The 18,678-nt window shown below is 60.0% G+C and carries 15 protein-coding genes; 3 read left to right on the top strand and 12 right to left on the bottom strand.

The window, feature by feature from the left end; genetic code table 11:
• Positions 1-93 precede the first annotated feature (93 nt).
• The 4 genes from ACQY47_RS29435 to ACQY47_RS29420 all read right to left on the bottom strand — a co-directional run bounded on the left by ACQY47_RS29435 (position 94) and on the right by ACQY47_RS29420 (position 4,806).
• A complete protein-coding gene (locus ACQY47_RS29435; RefSeq protein WP_026013573.1) occupies positions 94-462 on the bottom strand; it encodes a protease inhibitor Inh/omp19 family protein in 369 nt (122 codons plus the stop codon).
• A 49-nt stretch (positions 463-511) separates the two neighbouring features.
• Positions 512-1,960 carry a serralysin family metalloprotease gene (locus tag ACQY47_RS29430; protein WP_428554314.1) on the bottom strand — a complete coding sequence of 483 codons (1,449 nt, stop codon included), beginning with the start codon at positions 1,958-1,960 and terminating at the stop codon, positions 512-514.
• A gap of 368 nt (positions 1,961-2,328) precedes the next feature.
• Positions 2,329-3,432: a P1 family peptidase gene (locus ACQY47_RS29425; protein WP_099549790.1), complete on the bottom strand. Its 1,104-nt coding sequence runs from the start codon at positions 3,430-3,432 to the stop codon at positions 2,329-2,331.
• Between the two features lie 9 nt (positions 3,433-3,441).
• Positions 3,442-4,806 (bottom strand): APC family permease, encoded by a 1,365-nt coding sequence (locus tag ACQY47_RS29420; RefSeq protein WP_017135587.1) that lies wholly within the window; start codon positions 4,804-4,806, stop codon positions 3,442-3,444.
• A gap of 200 nt (positions 4,807-5,006) precedes the next feature.
• Between ACQY47_RS29420 and ACQY47_RS29415 the strand changes: the two genes are divergently transcribed.
• Positions 5,007-5,792 carry a helix-turn-helix transcriptional regulator gene (locus ACQY47_RS29415; protein WP_017135586.1) on the top strand — a complete coding sequence of 262 codons (786 nt, stop codon included), beginning with the start codon at positions 5,007-5,009 and terminating at the stop codon, positions 5,790-5,792.
• A gap of 129 nt (positions 5,793-5,921) precedes the next feature.
• Here the strand turns inward: ACQY47_RS29415 and ACQY47_RS29410 are convergent, their stop codons facing one another.
• The 4 genes from ACQY47_RS29410 to ACQY47_RS29395 form a co-directional block, all read right to left on the bottom strand.
• The gene (locus tag ACQY47_RS29410; protein WP_395599855.1) at positions 5,922-7,001 is read right to left on the bottom strand and encodes a polyamine ABC transporter substrate-binding protein; all 1,080 of its coding nucleotides are present in this window, start codon (positions 6,999-7,001) and stop codon (positions 5,922-5,924) included.
• A gap of 121 nt (positions 7,002-7,122) precedes the next feature.
• Positions 7,123-7,467 carry a cupin domain-containing protein gene (locus ACQY47_RS29405; protein ID WP_428554308.1) on the bottom strand — a complete coding sequence of 115 codons (345 nt, stop codon included), beginning with the start codon at positions 7,465-7,467 and terminating at the stop codon, positions 7,123-7,125.
• 26 nt (positions 7,468-7,493) lie between these two features.
• Positions 7,494-8,900, bottom strand: a complete 1,407-nt coding sequence (locus ACQY47_RS29400; protein ID WP_428554305.1) for an NAD(P)/FAD-dependent oxidoreductase — start codon at positions 8,898-8,900, stop codon at positions 7,494-7,496.
• A gap of 49 nt (positions 8,901-8,949) precedes the next feature.
• Complete coding sequence (locus tag ACQY47_RS29395) at positions 8,950-9,756, bottom strand: helix-turn-helix transcriptional regulator (protein ID WP_099549795.1); 807 nt, start codon at positions 9,754-9,756, stop codon at positions 8,950-8,952.
• Positions 9,757-10,012: 256 nt separating this feature from the next.
• Here ACQY47_RS29395 and ACQY47_RS29390 point away from each other — a divergent pair, with 256 nt between their 5' ends.
• Complete coding sequence (locus ACQY47_RS29390) at positions 10,013-10,285, top strand: DUF1652 domain-containing protein (RefSeq protein ID WP_026013572.1); 273 nt, start codon at positions 10,013-10,015, stop codon at positions 10,283-10,285.
• 139 nt (positions 10,286-10,424) lie between these two features.
• Here ACQY47_RS29390 and ACQY47_RS29385 read toward each other — a convergent pair whose 3' ends face one another.
• Complete coding sequence (locus ACQY47_RS29385) at positions 10,425-12,872, bottom strand: UvrD-helicase domain-containing protein (protein ID WP_428554300.1); 2,448 nt, start codon at positions 12,870-12,872, stop codon at positions 10,425-10,427.
• Between the two features lie 220 nt (positions 12,873-13,092).
• Here ACQY47_RS29385 and ACQY47_RS29380 point away from each other — a divergent pair, with 220 nt between their 5' ends.
• On the top strand, positions 13,093-13,788 hold the full coding sequence (locus ACQY47_RS29380; protein WP_428554297.1) for a pirin family protein: 696 nt from the start codon (positions 13,093-13,095) through the stop codon (positions 13,786-13,788).
• Positions 13,789-13,918: 130 nt separating this feature from the next.
• Here the strand turns inward: ACQY47_RS29380 and pgm are convergent, their stop codons facing one another.
• The 3 genes from pgm to ACQY47_RS29365 all read right to left on the bottom strand — a co-directional run bounded on the left by pgm (position 13,919) and on the right by ACQY47_RS29365 (position 18,502).
• Positions 13,919-15,562 carry a phosphoglucomutase (alpha-D-glucose-1,6-bisphosphate-dependent) gene (gene pgm / locus ACQY47_RS29375; protein ID WP_428554294.1) on the bottom strand — a complete coding sequence of 548 codons (1,644 nt, stop codon included), beginning with the start codon at positions 15,560-15,562 and terminating at the stop codon, positions 13,919-13,921.
• 106 nt (positions 15,563-15,668) lie between these two features.
• A complete protein-coding gene (locus ACQY47_RS29370) occupies positions 15,669-17,075 on the bottom strand; it encodes a PLP-dependent aminotransferase family protein (RefSeq protein WP_017135576.1) in 1,407 nt (468 codons plus the stop codon).
• On the bottom strand, positions 17,072-18,502 hold the full coding sequence (locus tag ACQY47_RS29365; RefSeq protein ID WP_428554290.1) for a hypothetical protein: 1,431 nt from the start codon (positions 18,500-18,502) through the stop codon (positions 17,072-17,074). Before ACQY47_RS29365 ends, ACQY47_RS29370 begins: the two co-directional genes overlap by 4 nt.
• Positions 18,503-18,678 lie beyond the last annotated feature (176 nt).

Genomic DNA, 18,678 nt, shown 5'->3' with positions numbered 1-18,678 from the left:
TCTTCCCCGAAGCCAATGACGCGCAATAGTTGCCCGTGCCCTGAAGTGGGCGGCCAACTATTAAACTCTTGTTATAAGCTTATAACTTTTTAATTAAGGTGTTCGTTGCAGCACAACTTCCGGTATTGAAGGCGTGCGCCCTTTGTATTCACCGTCTTTCTCGCGATTCAAATGAATAATCCCGCTGCCCTCTGCATTAAACAGCCAGATACCGTCCGGGGTCGGCGACCAAGTCAGGGGCTTTTCCCTCAGCCATAGCTCGGCGCAGGCGACATCACCGGCCACGGCGTTGGGCTCATCCAACAGGTCGAGCGCACACACTTGGTCCTGTTGCTGCAATTGCCAATGGCCGGCCAATTGCGCGGTGGTGGGTAAAACCAGACTGCTCGCCATGACGTGGGCTCCTGCCGAAACGAACAACACCTGTGAAGCACAGGCGATCAAATGGGAAAAACGCGGCATCTGCTGCTCCATCCTGAGAGCGCGGCGCCGGGGCGCCGCGCGCTTTACATCAGGCTACGATGTCGCTGGCCACTGCCTGGCCGACGGTGGTGACGAGGAAGTCCGCCACGCCGTGCCCGGAGAAGTCCACCGCCAAGGTGCCCAGGTTGGTACCCGAGGCATAGCTCAGTACAGCATCGCCGGCATGCCCGGTGAATGCATTGACGAAGCTCAAGCCTGCACCTTTGGTGATCCCGGACAGGTCGATCTTGTCCGAACCGGAGGTGAAGTCAAAGATCTTGTCCGCCGCACCCGGCTTGGAGTCGGAACTGGCACCGTACACGAAGGTGTCATTGCCGGCGCCGCCCCATAGTTGGTCCGCACCGCCACCGCCGTAGATGATGTCGTTGCCGGCACCGCCTTTGATGATGTTGGCGGCGTTGTTGCCGATGATCAGGTCATTGCCCGAACCGCCGAACGCGTTCTCGATGGTAACGCCCTTGGCGATGGACACGTTGCCCACCAGGCCGCCAACATCGGAGAACGAGGCCTCATTGAGGTTGATCTTCTGGTTTTGGGTGAAACCGGAGAAGTCCAGGGTGTCGTTGCCGCCACCGTCCCATACCGAAAACACCAGCTTGTCGGCATTGGACGTGGCGCTGAGGAAGTCACGCCCGGTGTTGGAGTTGAAACCGTAGGTGGTGTCGCCGGCGCGGGTGGCGTAGTTGGCGCCGTAGAGCTTCTGGATCGCGGCAATGTCGTCGATCAGCGGGCCGGACGAATAGGCTTCGACCCCGCCTTTACTGAAGTTCTGGTTGGTGTTGCTCTCGCTCCAGTAACTCATGACGCTGTAGCCACGCGTGTCCTGTCCATAGTCCGCGTCTTTGTACGAAGGGTTGCCGGTCCCGGCGTTGTAGTCGCCAGGGTGATCCAGGCCCAGGGTGTGCCCGATTTCGTGGGTCAGGGTCTGCCGGCCATAGTTGTTCAGGTCCGGGGTCTTGTTCGGTGTGTAACTGTTGTTGGTCAGGTACCAGGAAGTACCGTCCAGCCCGCTCTCGTTGTACTTGGCATTGGTGCCTGGCAGGTAAGCGAAGGCCGCTGCGCCATCCTGGCCGCTGCTGTAGTTGCCAAAGGTCATGTGGAAGTCACCGCCCGAGGCTTTCTCGGTGAAGGTGACGTTGGCCACATCCGCCCAGGATTGCATGGCCAATGCGGCCTGTGCTTTCTGCTGGGTGTTGAATTGGCTGAACCCGGAGATGCCATGTTTGTTCATGGTGGCCGAGGAAGCCGAGGTCAGGAAGGTGTAGGTGAGGTCGATCTTGCCGTTGCCATCAATGTCCCGATACGCAGCATTCTCGCGCAACAGGTGGTCGGCGGCCTGGTCCACTGTGAACGAGGGCTTTCCATTGACCGTGAGGTTACCGCCACGGTCATACAGATGGCTGAAGCTATCGATTTGCGAGTAAGCAGTGCTGGCTTGCGCGGCAGATACAATAGCTTTGTCTTTTACTTTTGACATAAACGTACTTCCTTGTTTGCAAGTGCATCAGTCTTTGTTCGATAGGAACCTCGCGGGCGAGGATCGTCCTATCACTCGCCTCTTTTGAAGGCGTATCGAAACTGACACAACTTGAAATCTTTCGTCTACAAATATTTACGCAACAAAAATGTGACGTAGATTCAACTTAAGGAAGTCGCACACAGCGTTTGCTGGGGGTAATTGCGCTAGCGCCGCAAATCGCCGCCGACTGTTATTTAAATATTAAATAGCGGTAAAGCCGCTCTTGCTGAGCGGCCCTCTTTAATAATGGATCCAATATATTGACACGGTGTCATAGTTCAATATTAAAGAGCCACCACCCGCACTATTAAAGTGCGTGTCCCCCATTACCGGGACAGACTCCAGCCGCACTTGTTTAACGCGCCGATTAATACTTCGTCGGCAAGTCCGGGCACCGTGATGCCGTCTTCCGTCGTCATGTCCTCGCCCGCCAGGATCGCGTTGATAATCGCCTCCTCCACCGCCTCTGCGGCGGCACTGAACAAGGGCGAAATATGGTCGTTGTTGACCATGCGCAATACGCTGCTGAGTGCCAGGTCCTTGCGCCCGTAATCTGCCGGTGGCAGGCCGTGATTGCCGGTGGCGAAGGCCAGGAACAGGTCGCCACTGGAATCCTCGGTACCGCCGCCCGTGCGCGCGATACCGATGGAGGCGCGTTGCGCCAGGCGCTGGCATTGATGGGGCAGCAACGGCGCGTCGGTGGCGATGATCACCACGATCGAACCCATGCCCGGCGTGCCGCGCTCGGCGAAGGGTGATGGAATGTCCATCAACTGGCGCCCGACCGGGTAGCCATCCACGCGCAGCTCCTGGCGCTTGCCATGGTTGGCCTGCACCAGCACGCCGACGGTCCAACCGCCCTGCTCCTCTGGCACACGCCGGGATGCGGTGCCGATGCCGCCCTTGAACTCATGGCAGATCATGCCGGTGCCGCCGCCGACGGCGCCCTCTTGCACCGGGCCACCCTCGGCCGCGTCCAGCGCCTGGCGCACATGTTCAGGCTTGACGTGCTGGCCCCAGATATCGTTGAGCAGGCCGTCGTAGGTTTCCATCACCACCGGCATGCACCAGTACACCGCCGGGTCCGCCAGGCGCTCGCGCTCCAGGGCGATCAGGCTGTCACGTACAATCCCGATGCTGTGGGTGTTGGTGATAGCGATGGGTGTGGTCAGCAGCCCCGCTTCGCTGATCCACTCAAGGCCGGTGGCGTCGCCATTGCCGTTGAGCACGTGGTAGCCGGCGAAACACGGTTGCTGTCGCGCCTCCCCGGCGCGCGGCTGGATCACGCTGACGCCGGTGCGCACCTGCTTGCCGTCGATGCTGGTCTTGAGCGTGGCGTGCCCCACCCGGACACCGGGAACATCGGTGATGGCGTTCAATTTGCCGGGCGTGCCCAGCCCTAACGTAATGCCCAGTTGACGTGCTCGCATACCCACTCCTTACAATTTCTGAAACGCCGGACTCGTCCGGCCAGTGATGCAATACAAAATCACCGACAAGGCCAGCAAGCCGATGATGATCATGATGTCGCGCACCGACGCCGCGGCGATCAGGGTCACCAGCAGGTAACCGGCGCCCAGTACCGCCAGCACTGCCGGCAGCGGCCATAACGGCATGCGATAAGGGTGCTCGCGATCACGCAGCAGCACCCGGCTCATCAGCGCGCTCAACGCCACCACCAGGTACACCAGGATGATCAGCAATACACTGAAGGACGTCAGGTCCGCCAGGTTCGAGCTGAAACTCAACAGCGCCGAAGGCACCGCCAGGAACAGCGTCGCCAGCCATGGGGAATCCCAGCGCGGGTGAATACGCGTGAACAGCGCGTTGATGCGCGGCGTCCACAGCGCATCGCGACCGCTGCTGAACACCACTCGGCCAATCTGGATGACGATGGCGACAATCGCGTTGAACACCGACAGGAAGATCCCGGCACTGACCAAGCGTGACAGGGTTTCATTGCCGTGGCTGGTCAGCAGATAGCCAATCGGGTCAGGGCTGCTGATCATCGCGCTCAGCGACGGTGCGCCGATCAGCAGTGCCGTGATCGGCACCAGCTCGATCACCACCACCAACCCCAGCGACCACAACACCGCTTTGTGCACGCCTTTGCCACCGCACTTCATGTCTTCGGCCAGCAATACCGCAGGACCATACCCATTGAACGAGAACAGGCCGATGCCGACGGCGCCAATCACCAATGCCCAGGGCGCCAGGTGCAGCACGCCGTTTTCGACGATCTGCGGCTGGAACAGCACGCTGGCGGGCTGCACGGGATTACCAAAGCCGATAAACACGATCACCAGCAACGCCGCCACTTCCAACAGCAGGCAGGTGCCGGTAATCCAGGCATTGAGCTTGATATTGAGGATGCCCAGGGCGTAGCTGCACACCACGATCACCAGGGCGACGGTTTGCGAGTCGAATTTTGTGCCCAGGGCGTTATTCAGGTACGTCGCGGCCCCTGTGGCCAAGACCGGCGGGATAAACAACAGCATCACCAGCACCGTCAGAAACGTCGCATAACCGGCCATGCCGCCAAACACTCGCTTGGCATACACATATTCACCACCGGCGCTGTTATGGGCGCGACCGAGTTCGGCGTAACAGAAGGCGAACATCAGCGCGAGCAAGGCCGCCATCACAAACGCCATGAACACACCACTGCCCGCCTGCTGGATGGCAAACGGCGCAATCACGAATACGGAGCTGGCCGGCGTGACCGCCGAAACCGTAATGGCCACCACATCGAAAACACTCAGCGTTGGCTTGAGCACGCCGTCTGGCGCGGGGGAAGCACTCATATCGTTATCCTCTGTCGTTATTTTTGGTAGGAGGCAGAAACGAAAAAAGTCGGGCGGTTGCGAGATATGTTTCTCGCTGGATGACGGCAAAGTAAACGCTGTGTTTATGCGGGCCAATTCCCCTATTGGCGTACTCCCCTTGACGATACTCGGCAAAAGCCGAACCCTTGGCTGATCTATTGAGGGCTGGAGCCGTGTTTATGAGCCTGTTCAGAGAGGTCGGCATGCACGCAGGCCTGGGCCGCACCGTCGCACACCTGGGCACCGAGCACTTCTGGAAGCAGTTGGTGCTGTTGCTGCACCAATGCCTGCCGTTCGATAACGCCCTGGCGATTTTTTACCCCCTCGATGGCCCGCCCGTGGCCCTGGAAGAATACGACGCCCAGCCGAGCAGCAAACCGGCCTCGATGCTGGTGTACCTCAATGGCCTGTACCTGATCGACCCGTTTTACCAGGCGTACCGCGAAGGTTATGCCAGCGGCGTGTATCGCCTGGAGGAAGTGGCACCGGACCATTTTCGCCAGAGTGAATACTTCCTCAACTACTTCCACGACAACGTATTGGAAGACGAGGTGCAATTCATTCTGCAGTTACCGGGTACAGGCACGCTGTCTTTGTCGCTGGGCATGCAGCGACGCTTCAACTTTGAAGAGACCGGGTTGATGACCACACTGGCGGCCTGGGTGCTGCCGTTGATGCAGCAGCACTGGCAGCAAAGCACCCAGCGTGTACCGGCGATGGACACGCAGATTCGCGATGCGCTGAGCCATTTTGGCAGCGGTGTACTGTCGGAGCGCGAGCTGGAAGTGGCGCGCCTGGTGCTGCGTGGGTTCTCGTCCAAGGCCATGGCCGAGCGTTTGAAAATCTCGCCGGACACCGTGAAGGTGCACCGGCGACACCTGTACGCAAAGCTGGATATTTCGTCACAGCCGGAGCTGTTTTCGTTGTTTATCCAGTCGTTGGGGCATGATCTGGAAAATCCCTGAAAACCGGCATTGCACAGTCAAAATGTGGGAGCGGGCTTGCCCGCGATAGCGGTGTGTCAGTCACCCACTAGCCGACGGACAGGTCGCAATCGCAGGCAAGCCAGCTCCCACAGGGGCTCGGTGTAACCCCTAGCGTCCGGTACGAATGGTGTTCCACACCCGCGTGCGAATCCGGTCGATGTTCAGCGGCATTGCTTCCAGGGCAAACAACTTGCCCATCATTTCCGGGCTTGGGTACACCTTGGTGTCGGCCTTGATTGCAGGGTCTACCAGGCTGTCAGCCGCCGCGTTGCCGTTGGCGTAGTGCACGTAGTTGGTGATGCTGGCCATCACCTCCGGGCGCAGCAGGTAGTTCATGAACGCGTAACCGGCTTTTTCATCCGGGGCGTCGGCGGGCATGGCGACCATATCGAACCAGATCGCGGCGCCTTCCTTGGGAATGTTGTAGCCGATATTCACACCGTTCCTGGCTTCCTTGGCGCGGCTTTCGGCCTGCAGGATGTCGCCGGAGAAGCCGACAGCCACGCAGATGTCGCCATTGGCCAGGTCGGCGGTGTACTTCGAGGAATGGAAGTAGGCCACATACGGACGCACTTTCATCAACAGGCCTTCAGCCTTTTTGTAGTCCTCGGCCTTCTTGCTGTGGGGCGGCAGGCCCAGGTAATTAAGCGCCGCCGGCAGCAGTTCCGGGCCGTTGTCGAGAATCGCCACGCCACATTTTTGCAGCTTGGCCATGTTCTCGGGTTTGAAGATCAAGTCCCAGGAATCCACCGGCGCGTTGTCGCCGAGCACCGCCTTGACCTTGTCGATGTTGTAGCCGATGCCGGTGCTGCCCCACAGGTACGGGAAACCATGCTCGTTGCCCGGATCGTTGTTTTGCAGAGCCTTGAGCAGCACCGGGTTGAGGTTTTTCCAGTTGGGCAGCTGGCTCTTGTCGAGTTTTTTAAGGGCGCCGCCCTGGATCTGCCGAGCCATGAAGTGGTTGGACGGAAACACCACGTCATAGCCGGATTTGCCGGTCATCAACTTGCCGTCGAGGGTTTCGTTGCTGTCGTATACGTCGTAGGTAAAACCGATGCCGGTTTCTTTCTGGAAGTTCTTGGTGGTGTCCGGCGCGATGTAGTCCGACCAGTTGTAGATCTTCACCGTCTCGGCGGCCTGACTGATAGAGGCCACCAACATCAAGGGCAACAGGGCAATGGCTTTCATGGTTCGATTTCCTGGCGGTTTTAGGGCTGTTTTTATGGCAGGAGGTAGGGAGGCAGCTGCAAGTTTCGAGCTGCAAGCTGTCAGCTTTTATTCTTGTGGCTTGTGGCTTGTTGCTTGCCGCTTATGCCAGCATCAACACGTAGGTCTTGCGCACGGTCTCGTGGATGTCCCAGATACCGGTGCTGTTGGCCGGCAACATCAATGCATCGCCGGCGTGTAGGTGAACGACTTCACCGTTGTCGGGGGTGAAGGTGCAGCGGCCCTGGATAAAGTGGCAAAACTCCTGGGATTTGATCTGCCGACGCCAGCGGCCTGGGGTGCATTCCCAAATGCCGGTTTCGACGCCATCGTTGCGCTCAACGCTTAAGGTCGAGGCTACGGCGATAGGCTCGCCCAAGGGCACGGCCACCGGTGACGAGTCCGGCAGGTGGGCGTTCAGCGCGTCTTTGAAGTGAGTGATGCTCATGGGTTTTCCCGTGTGAGTGAAACGTCTCAGTGCATGAAACCTTCCATGAACCCGGCCACGCCGGTCGCCAATTTGCGCCGCCACGGCGCGCTGTTGGGGTTGGCCAGCACCTGGTCTTCATGGACAAAACTGCGAATGATCGCGTTGTAACCCAGCCAGCGGCAGGGTTCGGGCTCCCAGGCCTTGAGCGCGTCCAGGCCACGCTCGCGAATCACCCAGGGCTGGGTGGTCAGCGGCGTATCGAGGCCCAGAATCATGTCGGCCAGGGTGCGGCCTCCGAGGTTGGTGGCACCTACGCCCTCCCCGCCATAACCACCGGACAGCGCGATGCCGGTGGTGTGATCGCAGAGCATGTGCGGCCGGAAGTTGCGCGACATGCCGAGGTTGCCGCCCCAGGAGTGGGTAATCCTGACGTGTTTGAGCTGTGGGAAGAGTTCGCTGAACAGGTAGCGGCGCAGCTCCACTTCGTCGCTGGTCAGGTCGAAGTTGTGGCGCAGCTTGCCGGCGAACTGATAGCCGCCCCGGGCACCGAATATCAGGCGGTCATCCGCCGAACGCTGACCGTAGGTGACCTGGCGGCTGCTTTCGCCAAAGGCCTGGCCTCGGCTCAAGCCAATTTCATCCCAGGTGCTGGCCGGCAACGACTCAGTGGCGACAATCAGGCTTTGCACCGGTAACTGATAGCGCCCCAGCGGCGGCAATGTGGTGGCGTAACCCTCAACCGCCGGCACTACCCACGCGGCGCGCACGCTGGCATTGGCCGTGCGCACGCTGCCGGACTGCCAATGGGTGACCGGGCTGTTCTCATAGATCGTCACGCCCATGCTCTCCACCACCCGCGCCAGGCCGCGTACCAGTTTGGCGGGGTTGATGGTTGCGACATGGGGCGCATAGATACCGCCATACGGCTTGGCGATGCGGATTTGCTCGGCCAGCTGTTGCGGGCTCAGCCAGCGGTAGTCCGCTTCGGTAAGGCCCTGGGCGTGGAGCGTGTCCAGGTAACGGCGCAGGCTGCCTTCCTGCTCCGGGTAACGCGCCGCGCAGTACAGCACGCCGCCTTTGCGGTAGTCGCAGTCGATGCCTTCACGGGACAGCACCCGGGCGACCTCGTCGGGGATGCCATGCAACAGGTCAAACGAGGCGCGCCGTTGTTGCGCTGACAGGCCGGCCAGCAGGCGGTCTTCGCCCAACAGGTTGCCCATCAGCCAGCCGCCATTGCGGCCAGACGCACCGAAGCCTGCTGTCTGCGCTTCGATAATCGCAATCTTCAGCTCCGGAGCCTGGCGCTTGAGGTAGTAGGCGGTCCACAACCCGGTGTAGCCGGCGCCGATAATCGCCACATTGACGTCCAGGTCGTGCGCAAGGGACGGCCGCGCCACCAGCGGGTCGTCCAACTGGTCCATCCATAAACTGATGTTGCGCCATGCCGGCATGCCAAGCTCCCCAACCTCATTTCGATAGGCTGGATCCTAGAGCGCGGCGTTATGGGCTGTCTTGCGCGCGTGCACGCAGAGAAATTTGTTTGACGTAGGCCTTGGGCGATTGCCCGGTGTGCTGGCGGAACGCGCTGTAGAACGCCGACAGCGAATTAAAACCGGCGGCAAAGGCCAGGTCATCGACCTTTATCGGCGGCACAGCCTTGTCCAGCGCAGCCAGCAGGTGTTGGAGCCGGGCCTGGTTGACGTAACGGTAGAAGCTCTGCCCCAGCACCTGGTTGAGCAGGTAGGAAATCTGGTTGCGGCTGTAGCCACACTCATTGGCCACACGTTGCAGGTCCAGCTCCGGGTCGAGATAGGGTTGCTTGAGTTCGAAGTACTGCTGCAGATCGTTGGCCATATGCCCCAATTGTTGGGGCGACAGGCCCAGGCGGCTGACTGTCGGGCGCAGGGTTTGGGTCGGCTGCTCATGCACCAGGGAGGCGTACTCGTTGACGCGCCAGATCAACCCATCGCGCACGGTAATCGCCTCACTGGTGCGAAATGACACCAGGCCCTGGCCGCCGCGCAGCGTAATGCGGTACTGGATAAACGCGGTATCGCCGTCGGCGCGAATGCGGTCGATGTGTTCAATCGCCTCGTCGGCGCCTCGCGGCATGCTGGCTTGCAGATACTCGCGCAACTCGGCCTGGCCCACCACGCGGTTTTGGAAGAAGTCGTGGTATTGGATGTCGGGGTGGTAGTAAGACATCACGCCATCCAGGTCGCGATGGCGCCAGCACAGGTGATGGCGCAACACCAGATCGCCGGTGGCTTGGGTTTGTTCGTACTCTTCACTCAAGACGGGCTGCATGGAAGGCTCTGCGGCGGGAATGCCTGGGAGATTGCCGAATTTGCCAGCGGCATTCAATGGTCAATTGGTACTTCTGACTAATGGCCTTTTGCCTGGTTTTGAGTAAGAAATGACCCACGTCATATGATCGCAAAAGAACTGCCGAACGGCCCCTAAAAAGTCACCGCGCGCTTGCGAACGAATGCTATTTTGAAGGTCTTGATGCCACGACCAGTGAAGGTCATGGCCCCCTGCCGCGAGCTAAAGGAAGCGCTCAATGAACAAGGTGGGCAACATGAACAAAGTGACATTTCCCAACGCCTGCCAGCTGATGCGCTGGCATTTTCATCCGATGGGCTTCGAGGGGAGTATGGACGCCCCCGGCAGTATGGTCGCGCGCCTGTTCGACCGGGCCAGCGGCGAGACGTTGATCGCGATTGCCGGCATTCCTTGCGCGACGGTGATGAATGCCGCGGATGTGGAGCGCATCATCGAGGCGGTGGAGGATGAGCTGGAGTGTTTTGTGCCGCCGCTGTCGTTGCGGGCGTGAACCCGATTTAACAGGTAAATCTTAACCAATGTGGGAGCGGGCTTGCCCGCGATGGCGGAGTGTCAGTTTGCAAAGTTGCCAACTGATCTACTGCTATCGCGGGCAAGCCCGCTCCCACATTGGGTACTGTGTTTAGCTGCTAGCTGCGTTGGTCATCAAAAAACGCCTTTCGCCCATCAACCCGCTCCGAAGCCCTGGGCACATTCACGCCCTGGCCTTCCGGCTTCTCCACATACCAATAGCAATGGCTCACTGCCCGGGTAATGCCGACATAGGCCAGGCGCAGCACTTCGTCTTTCTGCGCGCTGTCGTAGGGTTCGCTGTCGCCGTCCTTGCCCAGGCCTGCCATGCGGTAAACCTGGTTTTTGTAAGGCGAGCTGGTGACGTGCTGGCAATCCCCGAGCAGGAATACCGTGTCTGCTTGCAGGCCCTTGGCACTATGATAAGTCAGCTGTTTGAGTCGGCGATCCTGTGGATTCAAGCTAGAATCCACATTAACTACAGACTGAATATGCTCTTGTATCAATAACTTATCGCTACTTTTTCGATAAAGCATTAGCACTGTATTACCGCGCTGATAGTGCTCCAGCAACTGCCGCCCCAGTGCGGCGTCGTCCCGTTCCAGCACCACGACGGGTTCCAAAGCCTTGGGCTCGCCACTGGCCTTGGCCTTCTTGCCGGGGATCGCCGGGGCCGTGCGTACCACATGTTCGGCGGCGTCGATGATGTGCTGGTGGCTGCGGTAGTTCTCGCTGAGCATCACGCGGGTGGTGCTGGGTGACGGGAATTCCTGGTTGAACGCCATGAAGTACTTGGGTGAACTGCCGCGCCAGCCGTAGATCGACTGCCAGTCATCACCCACGCACAGCAACGACGAGCGTTGCGCCCCGCGCCCTACGTGCATCGCCGGGCCACGGCTGCGAATCTCGCGCAGGCTGGCGCGGATCCACGAGACGATCTGCGGCGATACGTCCTGGAACTCGTCGATCATCAGGTGCGACATCGGCCGTAGCAGTGGATCGCTGAGCAGCTTGAGGTTCTCCGGGGTGTTCTCACCGAACAGCGAAAACATGCGGTTATAGGTCATGATCGGCGGCGATTGATCGAGCAAATGATCTTCCAGCGCCTTCCAGAAAATGCTCAAGGCTTCAAAGTAGCCCCGGTCCGGGTCGTCCTTGGCGAAGCTCATTTGGCCCACAGCCGTTGGCACATCCAACCCGAGATTCTCGATAAACCCGGCCGCCATCACGAAACTGTCCAACAGCGGCGCCGAGGCCAGCTCGCCCTTGACCTTGTAATCAAAGCCAGGCCCGGCGCTGGCATCGCCCGCCAGGCTGCTTAAAAGGCGCCTTGATGATTCGTAGTTATCGATCCATATCAATGGCTTGCGACAGAATGCTTGAAACAAGGTGCGCTTTACCGCCCATTCGGCCCGCACGGAAAGCTTTGAATTTGGCCGGCTGTTCTGAGCGTTTTCCCGCGGGTCAAAACCCAATACCACCCAGGCATCCAGTTCCGCGATGTAGCCGTGGCAGTGAAATTGCGCACCATTGATTTCGAAGGTCTGGCGACTGGGCTCTATGCCTTTGATCGGCCAGGCGCCGGCGCGAAACCACAGGTCCTCGATCACGTCACAGAGTTCTTCATCGCGCTTGGCTGCCAGCTCGGTGACGGCGATGCGTTTCTGCACGTCGGGGTGGTCGCGCTCCAGTTCCTTGAGTTGCAGGCCATGGCGGGCCAGTGGTGCGATCAGCTCGCGAAAGCGCGCATGGCGGCCATGCAGCCGGTGATAACAGGTGTTCATCTGTTGGCGCTGGGCGTCGCTGATACGCAGGTCGAAGGGGTTGCTGTCGGCATCGTCGAAACCGCTGCTGAGGTTTTCAAACGCTTGTAGCCGCTCGAAGCCCGGCAGGCTGCGCACCATCGGCAGAATGCGCGAATGAAAGGTACGCACCACGGCCTGGGCTTCTTTGAAACCAAGGGGCTGGCCCCACAGGCTGAGAATTTCCATGAGCTTATTGATGAAGTCTTTGCGCGATTCGCGGGTGAAGGTCACCACGGTCATCGAACTCAGCTCAAAGCCCAGATAGTGGTTCAGCAAGAGGATGCGCAGCACCAGCGAGGTGGACTTACCCGCCCCGGCACCGGCAATCACTGAGGTCGAGGGGGTATCACTGAAGATCATCTTCCATTGCGCGGCACTGGGCTGGGCGTGGGCCGGTAGCAGACGTGCTACGTCAGCCTTCATGCGCTTCTTCACGTCGGCCGTGAGTGGCAAGCGCCAATCGTCGAACAAGCTGTCATCCACCCCCGGTGCGCGGTGCTCGTCGGGGCGAAAGTCGCGGATCAGCAACACCTGCCGACCTTCCTCGAGGCCGTCGGCCTTGCCTTCGCGATAGCCATATTCCACGCCGGCTTCGTGCCCGCTGCGAAAGCCGTCCGCCTGGCCGTGCAGCCAGGAAAACCGATGCTGGGCACGCAAACGCGTCAGGCCATGGCCAAACAAACGGGCGGCGAGCCGTTTCAGCAGGGGCATTTCTGCCAGGGGACGCAGTTCGGGGGGCAGATCGGGCGTTTGTTGCGGCACGCGGACTCCAGCGATGAGGTTGGTTCTGGCGAAGGTGCCATGGTCGCCGGAATCGGCGCGCAGTTCCAGCCAATTGCTTTGTTGTCATGCAGTTAGGCGATGAAGTAAAAGTCAAAACGCCAGCAATCAATCGAATAAACAGATTGGAATCCGGCATTTTTTACGCTTTTTATCGATCATGTACTGCTGGATGATAGCCACCATCCACAGGAGACCCATCATGCTTGAACTTCGACCTTTCACTACCCTGGGCGGCGCCCATCATGGCTGGCTCGACGCCCATCATCACTTTTCCTTCGCCGAGTACCACGACCCCAAGCGCATGCACTGGGGCAACCTGCGGGTGTGGAACGACGACATCATTGCGCCCGGCACGGGCTTCCCGCAGCACCCGCATCGCGACATGGAAATCATCACCTATGTGCGTGAAGGTGCCATCAGCCATGCCGACAACCTTGGCAATAAAGGCCGCACCGAAGCGGGCGACGTACAGGTCATGAGTGCCGGCACCGGGATTGCCCACAGCGAATACAACCTGGAAGCCATGCCCGCCAAGATTTTCCAGATCTTGATCATCCCGAATGAAGCCGGGCTGCCGCCTTCCTGGGGTGCCAAGCCGTTTCCCAAGGGCAATCGCGAGGGTTTTGTGACCCTGGCCAGCGGCAAGGCCGGTGACACTGAAAGCTTGCGCATTCGGGCGGACGCACGCCTGGTGGCGGCTAACTTGAAGGCAGGGGAAAGTGCCGAATATCGGCTGGACAGCGGGCGCCGGGCGTATCTGGTGCCGGCGACGGGGATCATTGAAGTCAATGGCCTGCGTGCGCAAGCGCGAGACGGTGTGGCGGTGGAAGATGAGCAGGTGTTGCGGGTAACAGCGGTTGAAGACAGCGAAATCGTCTTGGTAGATCTGGCTTAACACAAAGCAATGTGGGAGCGGGCTTGTGTGGGAGCTGGCTTGCCTGCGATACAGACACCTCGGTGTATTTGTTACACCGCGGTGATGCTATCGCAGGCAAGCCAGCTCCCACATGTCTGGATCTGCGGTGTTACTGGGAGATGGCGCCGTCTACCAGCACCTGCGCCTCTTCCACCAACTGCTTGAGGTGGTCTTCACCCACAAAGCTTTCAGCGTAGATCTTGTAGATGTCCTCGGTGCCCGATGGCCGTGCGGCGAACCAGCCGTTTTTGGTCATCACTTTCAAGCCGCCGATTGCCTGGTTATTACCCGGCGCGTGGCTGAGGATCTGCTCGATGCTCTCCCCGGCCAGTTGCGTGGAGGTGACCTGCGCAGGCGACAGCTTGCCCAGCAACGCTTTCTGCGCCGGGGTCGCCTTGGCGTCGACACGAATCGCGAACGGCTCGCCCAGCGCGTCAGTCAGGCCACGGTAGATCTGGCTTGGGTCCTGGCCTTTGCGCGAGGTCATTTCGGCGGCCAGCAAGGCCGGGATCAGACCATCTTTGTCGGTGCTCCACACCGTGCCGTCCTTGCGCAGGAACGACGCGCCGGCGCTTTCTTCGCCGCCAAAGCCCAGTGAGCCTTCGAACAGGCCATCGGCAAACCACTTGAAGCCCACTGGCACCTCAAACAGGCGACGGCCGATACGCGCCGCAACACGATCAATCAAGCCACTGCTGACCACGGTCTTGCCCACAGCAGCATCGGCGCGCCACTGCGCACGGTTCTGGAACAGGTAATCAATCGACACGGCAAGGTAATTGTTCGGTGCCAGCAGGCCACCCGATGGCGTAACGATGCCGTGGCGGTCGTGGTCCGGGTCACAGGCGAAGGCGACGTCGAAACGGTCCTTGAGGCCGATCAAGCCTTGCATCGCATAGCTGGAGGACGGGTCCATGCGGATCTGGCCGTCCCAGTCGACGCTCATGAAGCGGAAAGTCGAGTCGACCTCGGTGTTCACCACGTCCAGGTTCAAACGGTAGTGCTCGGCAATCGCCGACCAGTAGCGCACCCCTGCTCCGCCCAACGGATCCACGCCCAGGCGCAGGTCGGCGCTGCGGATGGCGTCCATATCGATCACATTGACCAGGTCGGCCACATAGCTGTTGAGGTAGTCATGGCGATGGGTGGTGTCGGCCTTGAGTGCCTGGGCGTGGGTAATGCGTTTAACCCCGGCCAGTTTGTTGGCCAGCAGCTCGTTGGCCTTGGCTTCGATCCACTTGGTAACGTGGGTATCGGCCGGGCCGCCATTGGGCGGGTTGTACTTGTAACCGCCACTTTGTGGCGGGTTGTGCGACGGCGTAATCACGATGCCGTCTGCCAGGCCGCTGGTACGGCCACGGTTGTAGCAAATGATGGCGTGGGAGATGGCCGGGGTCGGCGTGTATTCATCGCCTTCAGCCAGCATCACGTGCACGCCGTTGGCGGCCAGCACTTCCAGGGCACTCGCGCCCGCTGGAGTCGACAGTGCGTGGGTGTCCAGGCCGACGAACAAGGGACCATTGATGCCCTGGGCTTCACGGTACAGGCAAATAGCCTGGCTGATGGCCAGCACGTGCCATTCGTTGAAACTCAGCTCGAACGAGCTGCCACGGTGCCCGGAAGTACCAAAGGCCACGCGCTGGGTGGAGATCGCTGCATCAGGCTGGCCGGTGTAATAGGCCGTGACCAGTCGCGGGATATCCACCAGCAACTGAGCTGGCGCCGGCTTGCCCGCAAAAGGACTGATTGTCATGCATAAACCTCGAGAAAGAAGGATTCGGAAAAAATGACAGTTTACTGAGAGTTGGACTACTGCGCGACGGTATTGATCCTACAAGCCACAGAGAAATTTCATGCATCTAGCTGATCTGTGCATCACGCAGCGCCTCGCCCACCAAGGCCAGGGCAATGTCCAGGTTGGGCTGCCCATGGAAGGTGCTGCTCAACCGCAGATGCTGGTGATGCAAGCCGCACAGGCTGAACAACTCACCGGGCGCCACAACTACCTGACGGGCCAGCAAGGCGTGGAAAGCCTTGCGCATGTCCACCGCCCGGGAGGCGCCCAACCAAAAGGTGGCCCCGCCCGCCGGCATTCGGTAAGTCACTTGATCACCCAGGTGCCGACCCACAAGTTCGCCCATTTCGCGCGCCTGCTCACGCAGCAGAAGGCGTAAGTGGTGCAAGTGCTGGTCGATCTTGCCGCTGTGGTACAGGCGCGCAATCGCGCGCTGGCGAATTGAGGATAGCCGGAACGAGCGCAGCAGGAACTGGCGCTGCAACTCACCGCTTAAGTGCCGCGACAATGCGTAGCCAAACGGCGCCTCTGGCCCGAGTATTTTCTCGAAAGAGGCAAACACCACCAACCGCTCAGGGTTGACCAGATCGCGCAGGGCAACCGGTGCCGGCTTGAATCCCAGTTCGCCGCAGGTATCGTTTTCCAATAGCCAGCAATCGTACCGATCGAGCAGTTGCGCCACCTCCAGGCGGTCTTGGGGCTGCAAGGCAAAGGCTGACGGCAAGCTGATCGACGATGACAGCACGACCAATTGCACTGATTCGTGACGCAGCATCCCTTCAAGCAATGCCAGTTCCAGGCGGCCATCCTCGCCCCAGGGCAGTTCAAGGACACGTACCCCGGCATCCTGCAGCAGGCGCAGGATTGACCACTCGCAGGGTGACTCGACCACCACCGAGGCACCGCGCAAGCCCAATACCTCGATAAGGATGTCGAGCACACCGCGCAAATCCGCGCCGATGTACACGTCGTCAGCATGCCAGCAACGGGTGGGTGATGAGGTGTAGCGAGCCGCCAATGCCGCTCTCAGTTCCCACACCCCGCAGGGCTGTGACCAAGGCTGCAGATGCCCAGGATACTGGCGCACCAACTCGCGCTCCAGGCGCAGCAAGGTGCCGTCCAATGATGCCAGCAAGGCCGGTTCATCGCCGCTGAGCACTGTCATGCCCGGGCGCCGGGACGCCACATAGAGACGCTCGAGCAGATCCCCGCTGGGACACGCCACGGGTCCACCGGCGAGCGGCCAGGCGTAGTACCCCGACTTGGCCACCGAATACACCCTGCCCTCCTTTTCCAGCAACGAATACGCATATTGAATGGTGGAGATCGACACGTTGAGTCGCTGGGATAACTGGCGCAATGACGGCAGCTTTACGCGCGTATCCGTGCTCACCTCGTTAATCAGGCTGATCATGTAGCGGTAGACCGCCTGATAAGCAAAGTCAGCCTGCCGTGCGCCCCGCAGCGTCATCGCCCAGACAGCTGAAAGGCCATGCCATCACGGGCTTGAGACCTTTGCACAGGCGCGCTGCGGGCACCGCCGAGGGCCAGGTTCATCGGCCGCTTGCGGTACAGATGCTGGAGCAAAGGCAACGGCAACCCACTGGCATCGGCGACCCATTGCTGCAGCATCTCGGCTGCCGGTTTACCCTGCAATACCTTGTGCAACTCGGGCAACGCCACGAGCATGCCAGGGTGGCACTGACGGAAATAGCCTTCCAGCCGTTCGCCATGATGAATGAAAGGCGAAAACAGCAGGCAGACCAGCTGGTTCTCGTCCAGACCGAAAAATTGTTGGGCAAGGCTGCTCGACAACGCACGCTCCCCGCGATTGGCGACCTGGTTCACCAACTCTTCGGGCACCTGCCGACGCCGCAGGTAATTGCGCGCCTGCCCGAGGAACTCCTCCACGCCCTCCTCGTAATGCAACTCGCGCAGGCATTCGGCCTGCAGGCCGCGCAGGTGCGCCATCAACGGTGGGTTGGCAAAGCTCGGGTGGCTAAAGTGAAAGCCCAACGGATCTGGCGTGTAAGCCATGAAGTCGATGAGCAACGGCGCAGTCGCGCGGTCGATGCCTTCGAGCAAGTCGGCAATGCCGATATAGGCCAGGTGGCGATACCCGCCTGGGCTGACGTCAGCTTTGGGCACATAGTGCTCGCCGTACAGGTCACGGTAGAAGTCGCCGCTCCACTCATCCATGCGCGTGAACAACCCGCCAAGCGACGTCGGTATACCCTTGGCAGCCTTGACGCTTTTGGCCTGGGCGGCTTTTTTCAGCCAGGCCAGCAGCTGGCTCTGTTTGCGCGCGGAATCGCCGCTGACCAGCGCGTGCACGCCACCGTTCCAGGCGGTGACACGTTGATAAAAGTCCCCCAGTGCCAGGTAGGCATCGTTACACAGCGTGGCGCGAACATCGCCGGAGGTCAGGTGCCCCACCATCAACATGTTGCGCTGGTGAGCTTCACAGCCACGGCTGGAGGCCGGACGCTGATGGTTGAAGGGCAACACCTGTTCGTTTTCGACCATCAACAACTCGACCCGCTCGTCATCATGGAAAAACAGCCGGCTATAACCGCGATGAATCGCGTCGAGGGTTTCTTGCGTCATACCCGCGTGGCGTAACGTTGCCACCCGTAACTGGAAGGTCCTGGGCGCACGTGCGGCAATACTCAACTGTGCGGCACGCAGTAGCGCCAAGGTGTAGCTGCTGACTTCGCCACCGCCATGGGCCACCAGCACTTTGTAATCGCCTACTTGTTCCATGCCGCCGGCGGCCACAACAATACGCTGAATCAATAATTGAAGTGCGGTGCGCTCCGCGCGTGTGAAATACCCAACCAAGCGTTGTTGAACTTGCTGGTAAACATAATTCATGGCCTGCTCGTGAATAGCGCTCATAGTTCTACTACCTGAGTTGAAATATCAGTTCAAAACAACTACCGAGCGTAGTTGTCCGATCTATTGCATGTGTAAGAACGTTGCCTGCGGCGCAGTGTGTGCGACAGATAAACACTAGCACCCGGTAACAAATCGATAAGGACCGCGCACGGGCTCCTTGCACGGCAGCGCAGGAG

The organism is Pseudomonas edaphica, from assembly GCF_965277385.1.
Lineage (GTDB): Bacteria > Pseudomonadota > Gammaproteobacteria > Pseudomonadales > Pseudomonadaceae > Aquipseudomonas > Aquipseudomonas edaphica.
This window is presented reverse-complemented; position numbering and strand designations above follow the sequence as displayed.

Coding starts and splice junctions, on each gene's coding strand:
- ACQY47_RS29435 (WP_026013573.1), bottom strand. CDS start 462: ATGCCGCGTTTTTCCCATTTGATCGCCTGTGCTTCACAGGTGTTGTTC.
- ACQY47_RS29430 (WP_428554314.1), bottom strand. CDS start 1,960: ATGTCAAAAGTAAAAGACAAAGCTATTGTATCTGCCGCGCAAGCCAGC.
- ACQY47_RS29425 (WP_099549790.1), bottom strand. CDS start 3,432: ATGCGAGCACGTCAACTGGGCATTACGTTAGGGCTGGGCACGCCCGGC.
- ACQY47_RS29420 (WP_017135587.1), bottom strand. CDS start 4,806: ATGAGTGCTTCCCCCGCGCCAGACGGCGTGCTCAAGCCAACGCTGAGT.
- ACQY47_RS29415 (WP_017135586.1), top strand. CDS start 5,007: ATGAGCCTGTTCAGAGAGGTCGGCATGCACGCAGGCCTGGGCCGCACC.
- ACQY47_RS29410 (WP_395599855.1), bottom strand. CDS start 7,001: ATGAAAGCCATTGCCCTGTTGCCCTTGATGTTGGTGGCCTCTATCAGT.
- ACQY47_RS29405 (WP_428554308.1), bottom strand. CDS start 7,467: ATGAGCATCACTCACTTCAAAGACGCGCTGAACGCCCACCTGCCGGAC.
- ACQY47_RS29400 (WP_428554305.1), bottom strand. CDS start 8,900: ATGCCGGCATGGCGCAACATCAGTTTATGGATGGACCAGTTGGACGAC.
- ACQY47_RS29395 (WP_099549795.1), bottom strand. CDS start 9,756: ATGCAGCCCGTCTTGAGTGAAGAGTACGAACAAACCCAAGCCACCGGC.
- ACQY47_RS29390 (WP_026013572.1), top strand. CDS start 10,013: ATGAACAAGGTGGGCAACATGAACAAAGTGACATTTCCCAACGCCTGC.
- ACQY47_RS29380 (WP_428554297.1), top strand. CDS start 13,093: ATGCTTGAACTTCGACCTTTCACTACCCTGGGCGGCGCCCATCATGGC.
- pgm (WP_428554294.1), bottom strand. CDS start 15,562: ATGACAATCAGTCCTTTTGCGGGCAAGCCGGCGCCAGCTCAGTTGCTG.
- ACQY47_RS29370 (WP_017135576.1), bottom strand. CDS start 17,075: ATGACGCTGCGGGGCGCACGGCAGGCTGACTTTGCTTATCAGGCGGTC.
- ACQY47_RS29365 (WP_428554290.1), bottom strand. CDS start 18,502: ATGAGCGCTATTCACGAGCAGGCCATGAATTATGTTTACCAGCAAGTT.